This is a genomic window from Acidovorax sp. Leaf78 (genome assembly GCF_001422735.1).
Lineage (GTDB): Bacteria > Pseudomonadota > Gammaproteobacteria > Burkholderiales > Burkholderiaceae_C > Acidovorax.
Map to the genome: position 1 here is coordinate 1 of NZ_LMLZ01000026.1, position 15,809 is coordinate 15,809.

The window sequence follows — 15,809 nt, forward strand, 5'->3', positions numbered from 1 at the left end:
GTAGCGGTGTTGCCGCCCGAGTTCTTGCCGGGCACTGGGTCAGGCAGCCGGTTGCCCGCCGGGTCCAGTCTCCAGCGCGCTTGCTGCTCGCCCTGGGCACTGGCGCTGCGCTGCCCGGTCAGGCGCTGGCGGGCGTCGTATTGGTAGGCGTCTGCGTGGGTCGGGGTCTGGATGCCCACCAGCTGGCCCAGGCTGTCGTAGGTGTAGCGGCGTTGCCGCAGGCCGCCGATGAGGGGCGCTGCGCTGGCGGGGGCACTGTTTTGTCCGGGCAGGCCTTGCCAGCGCTGGTGCAGCAGGCGCCCCAGGGGATCGAGCTGGCGGCTCTGGGTGGGCGCTGTGCTGGCCATCTCGCCGGGCNCTTTGTCCGGGCAGGCCTTGCCAGCGCTGGTGCAGCAGGCGCCCCAGGGGATCGAGCTGGCGGCTCTGGGTGGGCGCTGTGCTGGCCATCTCGCCGGGCAGCAGGTGCAGGGTGCGGCCCACTTCGCGGTGCAGCTTGTCGCGCTCCAGCGCCACCAGGGGCATCTGGTTGAGCAGCACGCCATGCACGTGGCCCGAGCCGTAGCTGAGCCAGTCGAGCTGGCCGATACCCTGCAGTTCGCTGGTCTCGCGTTGGCCGAGGGCGCCCAGGCGGTGGTGGATGCGGTGTTCGAATTCAATGGCGGGGGCACGGCTGGAGCCGCAATACAGCGTTTGCACTTCGCCAGTGGGGCGCCCCAGGGCATCGCGCTGCAAGTCCACACGGCTACTCTTGTGCAGCCGGTGGACTTGCAGGCTTTGCAGTAGGGGACTGCTCGCCAGAGTTTGGGCGTCGTGCTGTTGGCTCAGGGCACTGTGAAGCTGCTGGGTGTTGATCTCCAGCCACGCGGCAATCACGGCGGCAGATGTTGTATCACTCTGGCCGGCCTGATCAGGCCAATCCAACTGCGAGCCCTGGGTGTCCTTGAGCTCGCCGCTGTCGCTGTAGCCGAACCGGTGGATCTGTAGATCGGTGTCTGCGGTGAATGGGGTTGTTGGTTTTGCTGACTTTGTCTCTGCTGTTGCACCGGCCCTACCGAGCTTGCCGGTCACGCGGTAGATCAGCCGCCCTGCGCTGTCGTAGTGGTAGCGGCTGCGCACCGTGCCGGGGCTGTCTCCTGGGCTCTGGCCAGGCGCGCCTATGCCGCTGTCCTGCGCATCGGTCTTCTCGATCAGCTGGCCTGCCGCGTCATACCGGTAGCTCTGGCTGCGCCCATCGAACCCTGTCTCCCGGACCAGGCGGTCCTCACTGTCGTAGGCAAAGCGGGTAACTGCATGGTTCTCGTTGATCAGCTCGGTCAGGCGCCCGGCCACGTCGTAGCGCAGGTGCAAGCTGGCTCCCGCTTGGGTCTGCGCGGTGACGCGGCCCCACAGGTCGTGGTCGTAGGTGATGGTGGTGGTCTGGACCGATGTACTGGGTGAGCTTGGTCCCGGGCTGGCCAGCGCTCCGAGGGTGATGGCCTGGACTTGTTCGTTGCTGCCCCAGCGGTATTGCACCAGGGTGCCGTCGGCCTGAGCAGTCTGCTGCAGGCGGCCCATGATGTCGCGCTGGTGGCGTGTGCGTTGGCCCAGGGCATCGGTCTCTTCGATGAGCTCGCCCCAGGCGTCGTGCTGCCAGCCGCTGGTGTGGCCCGAGCAGTCGGTGTAGCTCGCGAGCTGGCCGATGGCGTTGTAGCCCAGGGTCTTGCGCCCGCCCTGGGGGTCTGTGATCGCCATGGGCTGGTCCACCCAGGCGCGGGCGTTGCCTGCGGCGGCGTGGGGCGGGCCGCTCAGGTATCCCAGTCGGGTGGTGAGGGCGATGTCGCCTGCGACCACGGTGGTCTGCACGAGGCGTGCCCAGGGGTCGTATTCGTAGTGGGTGTGGATGCCGCTCGCACTGGTGCTGTGCAGCAGCAGGCCGTCAGCGGCGGTGCCGGGCAGGCCCCAGCGCTGCTGGCTGCTGCGGCCGTCGGGCCCTTGCACCCCGAGCAGGTGGCCCTGGCCGTCGTAGCGCCAGTGGGTNGGCGGCGGTGCCGGGCAGGCCCCAGCGCTGCTGGCTGCTGCGGCCGTCGGGCCCTTGCACCCCGAGCAGGTGGCCCTGGCCGTCGTAGCGCCAGTGGGTGGTGCGCCCCAGGGCGTCGGTGGCGGCAATGCGCCGGCCTGCGCTGTCGTACTGGTAGTGTGCTTCGCTGCCGTCCGGGTGCACCTCGCGGGTGATGCGCTTGAGGCCGCCGGTGCCTTCGTGGTGGTAGCGGCTCACGCGCCCCAGACTGTCGCGCACGGTGGTGCAGTTGGCGGCCCGGGGGTCCTGGGAGTGGGCGTCTTCGTAGCCGAAGTAGTAGCTCAGGCCTTCTTCGTTGTGGTGTTCGGCCACGCGGGCGCCGGGGAGTTTATGGCCTTGGCGCTGATCTTCGTAGACATAGGTGTGCTCGGGGCCGCTGCCCACGCGGTGGGCGACCATGCGGTGGGCACTGTCGTAGGTGAACTGGCGGGTGCGCCGGCCGTCGCGGGCGTGCACGGCGATGAGGTCACCGAGGGGGCTGTAGTGGTAGCGCACCAGGGGGATGGGGTCGTGCCGCTGTGTGCCCGCACCGGAGCCTGAGCCTGAGCCAGAAACCGCATGCTCGGGGTCGTGCGGGTTGTAGGTGCAATCCACGCCGATCAGGCGCAGGCCGCTGTCGGGGTTCAGGCCTGGTAGGGAGGTCTGAGTGGACGTTGCCGTTGCTGCGCCGCTGCGCTGGTTGTACAAGAGGGCATAGCGTCGGCCCGCCCCGTCGGTGATGCCTTGCAGGCGTCCGTGCTCGTCGTGCTGGTAGTGCTGGCTGCGCCCGTACGCGTCCATCAGGCCGATGAGCCGGCAAAAACCTTTGGAAGAGCCCTCGGCCTGCACCTTGAAGAGCCACACGGTGCGTCCGCCCTGGCTGGCCGCCAGGACGTAGTCGGCGCCGGCCTTGGCGGCAGCGGGCACGTGGGTCCAGCGTTGTTGCTGGTGCCAGGGCAGGAGTTCTTCTGCGGTGTTGGGATGGGGTGTGGCGCTCGCAGTGACGGTGGACATGGACGTCGCATCCGTAGCCGCATTGCTGCCGGACAGTGTGGACAGGGTCTGCGCCATCCCCATGCCGCCTCCGCGCATCAGCAGCAGGCCTTCGCTGTCGCTGTGCTGCGTCTGGCCCGGCTCCAGCGCTTCGTCGAACGTGATGACGCGCCCGCCCGCATCGCGCAGCAGGGTCTGTGTGGCTTGGAGCTCGATGCTCAGCTCGTGCGGCAGCTTCCAGCCGTAGCCCAGCAGCCCGCAGTCGCCGCCGTGCTCTGCGTTGACGTAGCTGCTGTACTGGCGCTGCCACACCAGCGGCATGGGGCCGGGCAGGGCAAAGTCGAGGTCCTCCGCACCCACCAGCACCTTGGCGCCCAGCGTGGGGTTGACGGGGCTGCCGATGGCCTTGCCGCCCGGGCAGGTAGAGCAGGCGATGCCCCCTTGCGAGCCGATCAGCACGGTCAGCGATCCCTGCGTGATCGGCCCTCCTGACTTCGTCAGATCTCCCAGCCTTGCTGCCGGCTTGCCCATGGTGATTCCCTCTTCTCTTTATGAATGAATACGTTTTTTGTGGAGGATCGAGCTGCGCGTGCGCACCTGTTTGCCGCCGTGCTGGTGCGGCGAACAGGTGCTGCGCCTGCTCGGTTCGGCTCAGCTCAGCTCAAATCAACAATTGAGCTTGTCCAGCGGTGACAGCACTTCGATCTGGCCCGGGGTGAGCTTGATGGTGCTGCTGCCGCAGGTGAGCAAGATCTCGTCCTTGGCGTTGAGGTGGATCTTTTTGGACTCCAGGAAGATCTGGGTCGCATCGATCTTGATGCAGCTGGGCGCATCGCCCCCACCACCGCCACCTCCGCCCGCCGGTGCACCCGTGGGCGCGACGATGTTCTTGACTCCCGCACCCGCTGCGGTCGGCGCGCCGTCTCCTGCCGCGCTTTGTCCCGCACCTGCGCCGACTTCCAGCACGTAGTCTTTGCCCACGGTGGTTTTCTGGGTCTGCCCGACCTGGGTGGTCTGGCTCTTGCCCACGATGGTGGACATCATCACGCCGATGTTCTGGCTGTACGCCACCCCGACGTTCATCATGCGCACCACGCCCACGTTGAGCATGGACAGGATCCCGATGGTGTGCCGCTTGGTCAGGCCGATGTTCACCGTCTCGTTCTTGCCGACACTTTCCTTGCGGTTGTCGCCGATGCTGATCTTTTCGTTGTGGTCCACCCGCTCCTTGCGGTTGCTGTGGATGGTGATGGTCTCGTCGCCATCGACCTCTTCCGTGCGCCAGCCGTGCACGGTGATCTTCTCGTTGCGGTCCACCGTCTCGGTGCGGTCCCGGTGGATGGTGTTGGTCTCGTCCCGGTCGATGGTCTTCTCGCGGTCGCGGCCCACCCACTTTTCTTCGTCGTTCTCGACTTCGGTCAGCTGGTCTTTCTGCGCGTGCAGCCACAGTTGTTCCTGCCCCGCCTTGTCTTCAAACCGCAGGGCGTTGGCNCTTTTCTTCGTCGTTCTCGACTTCGGTCAGCTGGTCTTTCTGCGCGTGCAGCCACAGTTGTTCCTGCCCCGCCTTGTCTTCAAACCGCAGGGCGTTGGCATCACCCGGGCCGTTTTTCATACCCGCGCCCGCCGCGCCGCCTTTGCTCGATCGCGTGAGGATCCCGCTTTGCGTGGCGTTGCCCGGCAGGCTCCAGGGGGGCATGTTGACGGCGTTGTAGACGCAGCCCGTGAGGATGGGGTAGTCCGGGTCGCCGTTCAGGTGGTCGATGATGACTTCCATGCCGATGCGCGGGATGAACACGGCGCCGAACTGCGGGCCGGCCCAGCTGGTGGACACGCGCACCCAGCAGCTGGAGTTTTCGTCCATCGCGCCGATGCGGTCCCAGTGGAATTGCACTTTGACGCGGCCGTACTTGTCGGTCCAGATTTCTTCTCCGGGCGGGCCCACCACCACCGCGGTCTGCGGGCCGCGGGTGCGCGGCTTTTCTGTGGTGCGCGGGGGTCGGTAGTCGCTGCTGGTGGGCTGTGCCCGCATCACGAATTGCTGGATGGAGCCGGCCTCTTGCGTGTTCTTGGTCGCCGTGGCGCCGCCTGCCTTGGCGCTGCTCACTTCGGGGTTTTCTTCGAAGTGAGCACCAGGTACTGGCGGTTTTGGTCTTCGCGCGGGTAGTTTTCCAGGTTGATGGTGTAGCCGGGCGCCAGGTTGCGTTTGTTGGCGCGGCCCAGCACGCGGTTTTGCTTGGCCAAGTGTTCCTGCAGGCGCAGCCGGGCGTAGGTCTCGCCGTCCGGGAATTCGGTGTAGCCGCCGGGCCATTCGTAGATCTCGTATTTGTCATGCTCGTGCCCCGGAGGGTTCTGGCGCATGTTGGAGAGGTCGGCCCGCGGTTTCTTGAAGTCGTAGTCGTCGTTGTAGTGGCGTCCGGGCTGCACTTCCTGGGTCAGCTCCCAGGCGTGGAAGTGCTCGCGCTCTGCCACGGCCGCCTTGCCCGGTGGGTAGAACGGGATGACGTGGCCACCGGGCAGCGGGCTGTGCGAGCCCACGATGTCGTCGGCCAGCACCAGGGTGTGGCTGCCCGCGCTGTGGGTNGGTGGGTAGAACGGGATGACGTGGCCACCGGGCAGCGGGCTGTGCGAGCCCACGATGTCGTCGGCCAGCACCAGGGTGTGGCTGCCCGCGCTGTGGGTGAAGTAGTAGTAGGCGCCTTCGTGCTCGAGCAGGCGCGCCACGAATTGGTAGTCGCTCTCGCCGTACTGGGTGCAGTAGTCCCAGGTGCGGTAGSTGCGGGTGAGCTTTTTCTCGATGGGAAAGCCGTACTTGCCGAGCACTTCCATGATGATGTCCGGCACGGTCATGTGCTGGAAGATCTTGAAGTCGGTCTTGCGCGTGGCCACCCACAGCCAGGGGCGAAGGCGCATCCGGTAGGACCCCCAGCGGTGGTCCTGCCCCTGCANTGTGCTGGAAGATCTTGAAGTCGGTCTTGCGCGTGGCCACCCACAGCCAGGGGCGAAGGCGCATCCGGTAGGACCCCCAGCGGTGGTCCTGCCCCTGCATGCCAAAGTGCGTCACGAGGCCGCTCAGATACCGTTTGCCCAGGCCTTCGATCTCGACCACGACCGATGCCGCCTTGCCCAGCAGTGCCTTGGGGTCGATGCTTTTGCTCTGGCTCACCAGGTCGATGTCCAGCGAGTACAGCTCGCTCAAGGACTCGGTGCCGTCGAGTTTNCTTGCCCAGCAGTGCCTTGGGGTCGATGCTTTTGCTCTGGCTCACCAGGTCGATGTCCAGCGAGTACAGCTCGCTCAAGGACTCGGTGCCGTCGAGTTTGCGAAACTGCAGTTGTTCGCCCAAAGGGGTTTGGATCGTGACGCGGCGGGTCATGCGTTTTGATCCGCTTGGGCACACGTCAACCCGTGTGGGCCTGCCAGTACCGTGAGCGATCTCTGTGTGATCGCCCCTTCAGATTCCGTCGAATCTCCCCGCCTCATTGCTGGCCTGCCCATCGTCTTCGCCCTCGAATATTTGTTGTAGCCGCGTACCCTGAGGGGCCGCGAAATCGACGGGCATGATAGGGGTGAGGGTCGTTAAAAACCTGCTGCGGCGCGCCCCAGTTTGCGTTTCAAAACAACTCTTACGGAGCCACGGGTTAAGTGGCGCCGAGGGCCTGTTTTTCGGCATTTGACGTTGATTGGAGCGTCGTATGCGCAATCCAAAACTGCGGAAATTGGGCCCCTGTAACGGGCATCTGAACAACGGTGGCAGCAGTGAGCGGAGGCAAGCGCCGTCTGCACAGCCGGTCACGCCGCAGCCCATCACGTCACCAATCTTCCTTCACCGCCATCACCGCATCGCTGCCCGCTGCAGCGCGGCCTGCGACCCATGCTGTGAGCGTGCCCGATGCCACCACCGCCAGGCTCAGTGCCAGAAGGCGCCACAGCGGCACCTCCAGGTCCATCGTCCAGTGAAAGCTCTGCGGGTTCACCACATGCACCAGCACCACCGACACGGCCAGGCCCAGCAGCACGCCCGCCACAGCGCCCACGCCAGTCCACGCGGCGCCTTCGCCGGCGACCACGGCCAGGATCTGCCGGCGCGTGAGTCCCAGGTGGGCCAGCAGCCCGAACTCCTTGCGGCGCGCGAGGATCTGCGCGCTGAAGCTTGCGGCCACGCCGAAAAGCCCGATGCCGATGGCCACCGCCTGCAGCCAGTAGGTGACGGCAAAGCTGCGGTCGAAGATGCGCAGCGAGCGCTCGCGGATGGTGCCGGACGAGACGAACTCCACCAGTGCTGTTGCGCTGTCTGCCGACATTGATGTTGACGTTGCTGTTGATGTTGCCGCGGATGTCGATGTGGATCTGGTCGTGGTCATGGCCGTGGATTCCGATGCTGGCGAAGCGCCCGCCGCGGCAGGTGCCCCGCCTTTGTCCACCGCCCCTCTAGCGATGGCAGCTGCCACCGCCCGGATGGACTGCTGCAAGGCCTCCAGGTCTGCGCCCTCACGCGGCCACAGGGCCAAGTCGCTGGTGCGGGCGTCGCCCGTCAGTTGCAGCCACACCGCGCGGTCCATCACCACGGCACCGGACTGCCGTGCATAGTCACGCCAGACGCCTGCTATAAGAAATATAGCTGGTTGCGTTTGCTGAGCAAGCGGTAGAGGCGAAAAAGACTTGGACAATGCCGGCCACTCCATGCCTGGGCGCACGCCGTACAGGTCGACCACCGCCTCGCTCACGTAGACGCCCGTGCGTCCTGCGGGGACCGGCAAAGCGTCGCCCACCAGCGGCAGGTTGCGCGCCGGGTCGGGCCCCAGCGGCCGGCTGATGACCATGAGCGCAGGACGTGTGGCGTCAAGCTGCACCGGGCTGGCACGCAGGGGCTGCGTGCGCTCCAGGTCCGGCAGTTGCGCGACAGCCTCTGCAAAGCCCGCCGGCAGCAGCGCTGCGTCGCTGCCCGGTGCGTTGAGCGCCGAGCGCACGTACAAAGGCGATGGCAGCACCGCGTCCAGCCATTGCGTGACCGATCCGCGAAAGCTCGACACCATCACTGTGAGCGCCACGGCCAGGCTCAGGCTGGCCACCACGCCCCCCACGGCGATGGCGGCGGTGCCGCGCATGCGGCGCGCGCGCTCCAGCGCCAGCAGCGTCAAGGCATGCCGCGCGGCCAGCGGCTGCAGGCGATGCAGCAGCCAGGCCATGCCCCAGGGCAGCAGTGCGATGCCGCCCACCAGCAGCAGCCCGATGGCGACGTAGGCCGCGAGCGGAATGCCCGCCACCGGTGGCACACGCGTCAGCAGCGCGCCCGCTGCGATCAGCACCACACCCACCATGCTGCGGCCTGCTTGCGCGGATGCGACACCCAGGCCTTTGAGGGTCTGCGCGGGCGGCAAGGCCTGCGCTGCGCGCGCCGGCCACCAGCCACCCACCAGCGCTGCAAGCACACCCAGCACGCCATAGGCCAGAGCCGCTGTCGCGCTCCACTGCAGCGCAGGCTGCACGCCTGAAAAATAGCCCCCGCCCAGGTCGCCACCCAGCAACTGCAGCGCGGTGGCCGCCAGGGCGGTGCCCAGGGCAATGCCTGCGGTGCTGCCCACCAGGCCCAGCACGGCAGATTCGGCCAGCACCAGCGCCAGGCGCTGCCGTGGCGTGGCGCCCAGCACGGCCAGCAGCGCAAACTGTGGCGCACGCTGCGCCACACTCAGCGCCAGTACCGAGAACACCAGGAATGCCCCTGTGAACAGCGCCACCAGCGCCAGCACGGTCAGGTTAACGCGGTAAGCGCGCGACAAATTGCTGATGCGCTGCGCCGCATCGCCAGGCTGTGCAAACACCAACTGGCCAGGCCAGCCGGGCAGCGCACGCACGGACTGCTGCCACGCGCTGCGGTCTGTGCCGGGCTGCAGCTGGATGTCGATGCGGCTCAACTGCCCCGCGCGGCCCCACAAGTCCTGCGCCGCGCCAATGTCCATCACCGCCAGCGGCGCACCGCCCGCGGCCACCGTCCCGGCAACCCGCACTGGCAGCTCCTGCAGGCCTGCCTGCAGCAGGATGTACGGCACGGACTCGGCCGGGTTGCGCGGCGTGGCGGGCAAGCCCAGGGCCTGCAGAGCTGCCGCGTTGAGAAAGACGGTCGCCGGCGCAAATAGCGCCAACCGATCTTCCCTAGGCCACAGGCGCGGCATGAGCGCTGGCGCCATGCCAGGCAAAAGCAGTGCGTCCACTCCCAGCAGACGGAGCGCGGTGCGCTGAGGCGATGCCGATGCCGATGCCGATGCCGATGCCGATGCCGATGCCGATGCCGATGCCGCGCCAGGCGTTGAGGGATTGGCTTGCGGTGCCTGCGTTGTGGGTGGCTGCGGAACGGCCCGCGCGACTGCCGACAGCTCCAGCACCGGGCTGGCACGCGCCACCTGCGGGTGCGTGGCCAGCTGCCCATACAGCGCCTCGGGCAAAGAGCCTTGCATTGCCCGCAGCTCCAGGTCCGGCTGCCCGTTCACCGCCCGCACCGCCTGCGAAAACTCGTCCAGCGCCGAAGCATTGATCACATGCACTGCAAACGCCAGCGCAACCCCCAGCATCACTGCCACAACGGCCGCGGCGCTGCGCCAGGGATGGTGGCGAAGGTCCTGCAACGAGAAAGTGGTCAGCAACAATCGCATCGTGTGGATTGTGCAGTGCAGTGCAGTGCACTGCTGTGATGTCCCGAGCGCCTGCGGACGAGCCGATCGATCCAGCGCGCCCCCGCGCTACTCCGCCTGCCGCAGCTCGTCGATGAGTTCCGCGACGTTGTTCACTTTCAGTTTGTCGTACAACGACCGGATCTGATTGCGCACGGTGGAAGGAGACCGCTGCCGCAACCCTGCGATCTGCTTGTGCGTGTAGCCCTTGGCCATCAAATGCGCCACCGCAAATTCGTGCGGCGTCAGGCCGTCTGCCGCGCAGCGGGGGCGTGTCTTGATGAACAGCAAGTGGTGCTCAACACGCAGCGTGACGACCACGGTACGCCCGATGACACGCGGGAGCGCACTGTTGGCCGCCGCCATCACTGCTGAAGGCAGCACCTGTCCTCGCCAGCTGTCCCACTCAGCCAGCATCGCTTGCTTGAACACCGAATCCATGTGGTGCAACACGCCGCGACGGTCGGCGATGGCCGAGCCGATGTGGGCGTCGCGGCCCTGGCCGCCAAGTTGTTGCAGATGCACCCGCCGGCTCAAATCCAGCGCCTGATGAAAGTGCGGCATCAACAAGGCCAGGCGCAGACGTTCGGCTTCGGTGCAATAGGCCCTCGGGTTGGCGCGGAACAGGGTCAACCAGCGGGTGAACCGGGTCTCGGACGTGACGGCACCACTGATGAAAAAGTGGCACTGGCCAAACCGACGGCCGTAGTCGCGCAAGGGCTTCTGCGAGGGGTCCTTGAACCAGGAGTCGGCATGAAATGCCAGCGTGGACGTGGGCTGGCTGGAAACATCCATGGCCGCCGTGTCCAGGTGCTTGAGTTCCTCATAGGCCTGCAGCATCTCCACGGGCTGGTTGTGCAGGTGAATGGTGTGGATGTCGATGCCGCTGGCAGTCAATGTGGCAGAGCCCCACATCGCGGAGTCGAAGGGAAGGGCTGGCTTGAGCAGTGCCAGCGCCCCGTCCTGAAATTGATCGATTGGTAGCTCGTGGCTCAACCGGTACAGGTTCAGCAGCAAATCGTTGTAATCGCTCGGGACGGTAGTGGACATGCTTTGTTGGAGTGGCATAGCGACGTCGGAGGCCCAGACAGTGTACAAAAATAGTTCATTTGAATCATTTTGTATCTTTAGTGTCATTCATAGCATCGACGGTGAGTGAGGGCGCTGGTGTTTCCATGTCGGGTATGCGAGCGGAGCCTTCCTTGAAAAACTTCTAAAGGCAATGATTCCCATGAAATCGTCGATGCACCGCGTGAGAGCGCTTTTGTTTGTGGCTGGTCTGGCCGTCCTGACTGCTTGTGGCGGCGGCGGAGGGGGCGAAGACTCTCCACCACCCAGCGGAGCCAGCAGCGCCGGCGCGCCGCCCTCCATCATTGGCAAGACGCTCGTGCAAACCGTGCAGAGAAACGACGGATCGCCGAACGTGATCGGGGTGGGCAAGAAAATCACCTACAGCTTCATCGACGCCAACACGATCCGCGGAGAGGGCCTGTTCACCCATCCCACAACGAGCTGGAGCTACGGCCTCAACGGCAACGTGGCCACGGTGAAACTTGTGTATGCCGTGGGCTATGCCAACGACACCTTGACGTTCACCTCCCCAACGGGCGGCACGTACCGGTCGGAGACCGGGCTCAACAGCGGCACCAAGGGCTGGCACGAGGGCACGTTCACGGTGTCCACCTATGAGCAGGGCGCAGGCACTGGGTCCGGCACAGGCACAGGCACGGGAACTGGAACGGGAACCGGAACCGGAACAGCCACCACAGGCCAGGTCGTTGTCTGGACCAGCAATGCATCCAGCTCGCAGATATCCGTCACGATCGACAACAGCCTTGCAGGGACGCTGACACGCTATTTCACCGTTGGCAAGCCTGCCTGTGGCGAAAGCGGGGGAGTCACCAAAACGCTGACACCTGGCGTCCATACGCTGAAGGCGACGGCCGGCAATATGACCTGGGGGCCTAGCACCTTCACTGTCACAGCGGGCGGTTGCCTGTCTTATGAGCTGAAGTGACGAGTGTCTGGCTGCGCGGCATTGTGTAGGCAACCACTACGCGGTGTTCATCCCATCGCTGCGCAGCCGCAGCACCCGGTCGGCCCGCGCCGCAGCGGCGTCCGAATGCGTCACCAGCACCAGCGACGCGCCGTGCTCGCGCGTCTGCGCCAGCAGCAGGTCCATCACGCGGGCTGCGGTGGTGGGGTCGAGGTTGCCGGTGGGCTCGTCCGCCAGCAGCAGGGCAGGGCGGTGGACCAGCGCACGGGCGATGGCCACGCGCTGTAGCTGCCCGCCGCTGAGCTGCTGCGGCAGTCGGCCGCCCAGGTCGGCCAGGCCCACGGCATCCAGCATGCGTCCGATGCGCGCAGGGTCGGGGCGGCCCAGCAGCATCAGCGGCAGGGCCACGTTCTGCGCCACGTCCAGATGCGGCAGCACGTGGAAGGCCTGAAAGACGAAGCCCACGTTCGCGCGCCGCCACAGCGCGCGCTGCGTATCGTCGAGCGGCCCCAGGTCGGTGCTGCCATGGGTGATGTGGCCGGTGTCCCAGGTGTCCAGGCCCGCCAGGCAGTTAAGCAGCGTGGACTTGCCCACGCCCGAGTCGCCCACGATGGCCACGAACTCGCCCGGCGCGACGGTGAAGCTCACCTGCGCGAACACCGTCGTATCGCCGTAGTGCTTGCCCAGCTGTTCCACGCGCAGCCCGGCAGGGTTGGGGCTGGCCGATGGCGAGCCCGTGCCCTGTGCCGCGTGTACTGCTGCGGGCTGCGTCATGGTGCGCGCAGGTCCAACCGCTGCAGCACGGCCCGCACCAGGGCGGCCACGGCGTCGGGCTGGTCGCAGGCAATGGCCTGGCGCTGCGGCATGCTGCGCAGCCAGGTGATCTGGCGCTTGGCGAGCTGGCGCGTGGCGGCGATGCCGCGCTCGCGCAGGTGGGCCAGGTTGGGTGGCGTGCCCGGGGCGCCCGGTGTGCGGGCGGCCTGAAAGTCAAGCTCATCCCATACCTGGCGGTAGCCCACACAGCGCATCGAGGGCAGGTCCGGGTGCAGGTCGCCGCGTGCGCGCAGGGACTGCACCTCCTCGACAAGTCCTCCTGCGAGCATGGCGTCAAAGCGCTGGGCGATGCGCCCGTGCAGCCAGGTCCGGTCGTCAGGTTCCAAGGAAAAAAGGGCGCTGTCGCCCGCTGGCAGGGCGCTACCAGCTCCTTTTTTTGTAGTGTGAAAGCTCGACAGTGGCTGGCCGGACACGTGCCATACCTCCAGCGCTCGCTGAATGCGCTGGCTGTCGCCGGGCGCCAGGCGGGCCGCGGTCACCGGGTCTACCACCGCCAGTTCTGCATGCAGCGCAGGCCAGCCCAGTTCGGCCGCCTGGCCCTCGATCCGCGCGCGCACGGCGGGGTCGGCGGCCGGCATGTCGTCGATGCCATCAAACAGCGCCTTGAAGTACAGCATGGTGCCGCCCACCAGCAGCGGCAATGCGCCGCGGACGCGGATCTCGGCCATCAGGCGCGTGGCGTCCTGCACGAATTCGGCCGCGCTGTAGGCCTGCAGCGGGTCGCGGATGTCGATCAGGTGGTGGGGCACGGCCGCGCGCTCTTCGGGCGTGGGCTTGGCAGTGCCGATGTCCATGCCGCGGTAGACCAGTGCCGAGTCCACGCTGATGATCTCCACCGGCACGCCTTGCCGGCCCAGCACGGCGGCCAGGGCCAGGGCGCCCGCGGTCTTGCCGGATGCGGTGGGGCCAGCGAGGGCGATGGCGGGCAGGTGGGGGGGTTGTTGATCGGGCAGGGTCACGCGCGGGCTCCGAATTTTTGCACCAGCGTCCAGGAGATTACTGCCAGCACGGTGGACCAGAACCAGATGCCGTTGACCAGGGGCCACACCGTGCCGTCCAGGCGCGCACCCAGCCAGCCGCCAATGGCAAAGGCGGCCAGCATCATCATGAAACCATTGAGGGCCGACGCCACGCCCGCCGCCTGCGGAAACGGGCCCACGGCGCCGCTTTGCCCGCAGGGCTGGTGGATGCCGTGGCCCAGCATGAAGAGGTAGAAGGGCAGCGTCAGCGCCCACGGCTGGTGCCAGCCCAGGTGCGCGACCAGCGCCATCAGCGTGCCGCCGCTGATGCTCAGCGCCCCCGCGATAGCCACCGTGCGCTGCAGGCCGAAGCGGGCCAGCAGGCTGCGGCACAGAAAGGTGCCGCCAAAGTAGGCCAGGCAGGCCGACGCCATGGTCCAGCCGTACTGCGTGCGGGTGAGGCCGAGCACGTCGATGTACACGAACGACGACGCCGCCAGAAAGGTGAACAGGCCGCTGTAGGTGGCCGTGGTCTGCAGCGAAAACGCCCAGAACGTGGGGTGGCGCAGCACCTGCACCCAGGTGCCCAGCAGCACCCGCGGCTGCAGTGCGTGGGGGTTGCGCCGGGCCAGCGTCTCGGGCATGCGCAGCGCCACCAGGGCCAGCGTGACGACCGCATACACCGTGAGCGCCATCAGCGCCGCGCGCCAGCCCAGCCATTCACTGAGCAGCCCGCCCATGGGCGCGCAGATACAGGCCACGATGCCCAGCCCCGTGAGCGCCTTGGACATGGCGCGCGCTCCATCAAGCGGCGTGTACAGGTCGCGCACGATGGCGCGTGCGCACATCACCACCGCGCCCATCGCAGCGCCTTGGGCAATGCGCCACAGGATCAGCAGCGCCATCGTCGGCGCGAAAGCGCTGCACACGGAGGCCACGGTATAAATGCTCAAACCCGCCAGCAAGATGGGGCGCCGGCCGTAACGGTCCGACAGCGGGCCCCACACCATCTGCGAGCAACCGAACGCCAGCAGTAGCCCGCTGAGCGTGAGCTGGGCCGACGCCATGGGTGCTCCCAGGCTGCGGGTGAGCGCGGGCAGGGCGGGCAGGTACAGGTCGGTGGTGACGGGCTGGATGCTGAGCAGCAGGGCCAGCACCAGGATGGCCAGGCCGGGCGCAACCGTGGCGTTGGAAGCCGTGGGCACGGCGGTGGCAGAGGGGGCAGACATATCTGTCTGAGGGTACCAGATGGGGCTGCCTTGACCTGCGCCAAGGGCTGCCGCCGCGCCCCTGCCAAGGTGGCATTGATGCCCTGGTGTTGATGCTCTGGCAGACCGCAAGCCAGATCTTGTGGGCTGTCTATTTCAGCTTGAACAGCGACACCATCGCATCGCGATAAAGACTCTGCCCCACCGAATTGGTGTTGTGGTGCGACCCACCCTCCACCAGCACGAACTGCTTGGGCTCGTGGGCGGCCTCGTACAGCTTGCGGCCCAGGCTGGGCAGGATCAGACTGTCGTCGCTGCCGTGCACCACCAGCAGGGGCGAGCCGATCTCGGACACCTTGCGCACGGATTCAAAACGCTGCGTGATCAAGGCCGACACTGGCAGCCAGCCCCATTTGAAGGTGCTGACCACTTCCGGGATGCTGGTGAAAGTGCCTTCGACGATGGTGCCTTGCTCATCGTTCACCTGGCGCGCCAGGTCGATGGCGATGGCGCCGCCCAGCGAGTGGCCGAAGATGTAGCGGGGCTTGCCCGGCTGGTGCTGTGCCAGCCACTCCCACGCCGCGCGCGCGTCCTCGGCCGCGGTGGCTTCGGATGGCAGGCCCGCGCTGCTGCGGCCAAAACCGCGGTAGTCGATGGCCAGTACCGAAAAGCCCAGCTCCTGCATGCGCCGGATGCGGCCGGACGACCCCGCCACGTTCCAGCGTGCGCCGTGCAGGTACAGCAGGACCGGAGCGTCCGCCCGGTCGTTGGGCAGCCACAGACCATGGAGCCGCTCGGCCTTGCCGCTGTCGCTCGAGCGGAAGTCGATCCAGACGTCCGCCATGTCGTCGGTGGACTGCGAGCCACCCCAGCTGCGGTCACTGGGCTGGAAAATCCACTCGCGCTGCTTGGCATCGAGGGTGGCGCAGCCCGCCGAGACGGCGATGGCCAGCGCCAGGGAGATCAGGAGGGGGGTGCGTTTCATGAGAAGGACTGAGTGCCATCGTGTCGGAAAGTTCTGACACGGCAAGCAGGGTTTGTGCCTATCTCCCAGGAGAGGCCGCCAAATGCCCTGCAACTCCCCTTCTTTTCACCGCTTTGCACCCCAGGGTGGGGCCAGC

General features: G+C 66.8%; 8 protein-coding genes and 6 pseudogenes. 1 reads left to right on the forward strand and 13 read right to left on the reverse strand.

The genetic code is table 11. From position 1 onward, the window contains the following. The 9 genes and pseudogenes from ASF16_RS27215 to ASF16_RS24430 all read right to left on the reverse strand — a co-directional run. Positions 1–347, reverse strand: a 347-nt coding sequence (locus ASF16_RS27215) for a hypothetical protein (protein ID WP_369817196.1), incomplete at its 3' end; no start/stop codon positions are given. Positions 348–358: 11 nt separating this feature from the next. Beyond that, positions 359–1,977: pseudogene (locus tag ASF16_RS27220) on the reverse strand (sugar-binding protein); the annotation flags it as partial. Between the two features lie 40 nt (positions 1,978–2,017). Beyond that, a pseudogene (locus ASF16_RS27060) lies at positions 2,018–3,559 on the reverse strand (DUF6531 domain-containing protein); the annotation flags it as partial. A gap of 135 nt (positions 3,560–3,694) precedes the next feature. Beyond that, positions 3,695–4,519, reverse strand: a pseudogene (locus ASF16_RS26930) (type VI secretion system tip protein VgrG); the annotation flags it as partial. Between the two features lies 1 nt (position 4,520). Beyond that, a pseudogene (gene tssI, locus ASF16_RS26935) lies at positions 4,521–5,608 on the reverse strand (type VI secretion system tip protein TssI/VgrG); the annotation flags it as partial. A 1-nt stretch (position 5,609) separates the two neighbouring features. Continuing rightward, a pseudogene (locus ASF16_RS26940) lies at positions 5,610–5,973 on the reverse strand (contractile injection system protein, VgrG/Pvc8 family); the annotation flags it as partial. 1 nt (position 5,974) lies between these two features. Next, positions 5,975–6,245: pseudogene (locus ASF16_RS26945) on the reverse strand (contractile injection system protein, VgrG/Pvc8 family); the annotation flags it as partial. Positions 6,246–6,835: 590 nt separating this feature from the next. Next, positions 6,836–9,673 carry an ABC transporter permease gene (locus tag ASF16_RS24425; protein ID WP_056173605.1) on the reverse strand — a complete coding sequence of 946 codons (2,838 nt, stop codon included), beginning with the start codon at positions 9,671–9,673 and terminating at the stop codon, positions 6,836–6,838. Between the two features lie 87 nt (positions 9,674–9,760). Next, the gene (locus ASF16_RS24430; protein WP_056173968.1) at positions 9,761–10,741 is read right to left on the reverse strand and encodes a LuxR C-terminal-related transcriptional regulator; all 981 of its coding nucleotides are present in this window, start codon (positions 10,739–10,741) and stop codon (positions 9,761–9,763) included. A gap of 181 nt (positions 10,742–10,922) precedes the next feature. Between ASF16_RS24430 and ASF16_RS26410 the strand changes: the two genes are divergently transcribed. Then, on the forward strand, positions 10,923–11,708 hold the full coding sequence (locus ASF16_RS26410; RefSeq protein ID WP_156372220.1) for a hypothetical protein: 786 nt from the start codon (positions 10,923–10,925) through the stop codon (positions 11,706–11,708). Positions 11,709–11,744: 36 nt separating this feature from the next. Here ASF16_RS26410 and ASF16_RS24440 read toward each other — a convergent pair whose 3' ends face one another. The 4 genes from ASF16_RS24440 to ASF16_RS24455 all read right to left on the reverse strand — a co-directional run bounded on the left by ASF16_RS24440 (position 11,745) and on the right by ASF16_RS24455 (position 15,673). Further along, the gene (locus ASF16_RS24440) at positions 11,745–12,461 is read right to left on the reverse strand and encodes an ABC transporter ATP-binding protein (RefSeq protein ID WP_235507503.1); all 717 of its coding nucleotides are present in this window, start codon (positions 12,459–12,461) and stop codon (positions 11,745–11,747) included. Continuing rightward, positions 12,458–13,480: a tRNA (adenosine(37)-N6)-dimethylallyltransferase MiaA gene (gene miaA / locus ASF16_RS24445; protein ID WP_235507504.1), complete on the reverse strand. Its 1,023-nt coding sequence runs from the start codon at positions 13,478–13,480 to the stop codon at positions 12,458–12,460. Before miaA ends, ASF16_RS24440 begins: the two co-directional genes overlap by 4 nt. Then, positions 13,477–14,709, reverse strand: coding sequence for a multidrug effflux MFS transporter (locus ASF16_RS24450; protein WP_056173610.1), 1,233 nt, complete (start codon positions 14,707–14,709; stop codon positions 13,477–13,479). Before ASF16_RS24450 ends, miaA begins: the two co-directional genes overlap by 4 nt. 130 nt (positions 14,710–14,839) lie before the next feature. Continuing rightward, on the reverse strand, positions 14,840–15,673 hold the full coding sequence (locus ASF16_RS24455) for an alpha/beta hydrolase (protein WP_056173612.1): 834 nt from the start codon (positions 15,671–15,673) through the stop codon (positions 14,840–14,842). Between the last annotated feature and the right edge of the window lie 136 nt (positions 15,674–15,809).

What these genes read in the sequence shown, in the direction of transcription:
- ASF16_RS24440 (WP_235507503.1), bottom strand. Translation starts at nt 12,461, where the DNA reads ATGACGCAGCCCGCAGCAGTACACGCGGCACAGGGCACGGGCTCGCCA.
- ASF16_RS26410 (WP_156372220.1), top strand. Translation starts at nt 10,923, where the DNA reads ATGAAATCGTCGATGCACCGCGTGAGAGCGCTTTTGTTTGTGGCTGGT.
- ASF16_RS24450 (WP_056173610.1), bottom strand. Translation starts at nt 14,709, where the DNA reads ATGTCTGCCCCCTCTGCCACCGCCGTGCCCACGGCTTCCAACGCCACG.
- ASF16_RS24430 (WP_056173968.1), bottom strand. Translation starts at nt 10,741, where the DNA reads ATGTCCACTACCGTCCCGAGCGATTACAACGATTTGCTGCTGAACCTG.
- ASF16_RS24425 (WP_056173605.1), bottom strand. Translation starts at nt 9,673, where the DNA reads ATGCGATTGTTGCTGACCACTTTCTCGTTGCAGGACCTTCGCCACCAT.
- ASF16_RS24455 (WP_056173612.1), bottom strand. Translation starts at nt 15,673, where the DNA reads ATGAAACGCACCCCCCTCCTGATCTCCCTGGCGCTGGCCATCGCCGTC.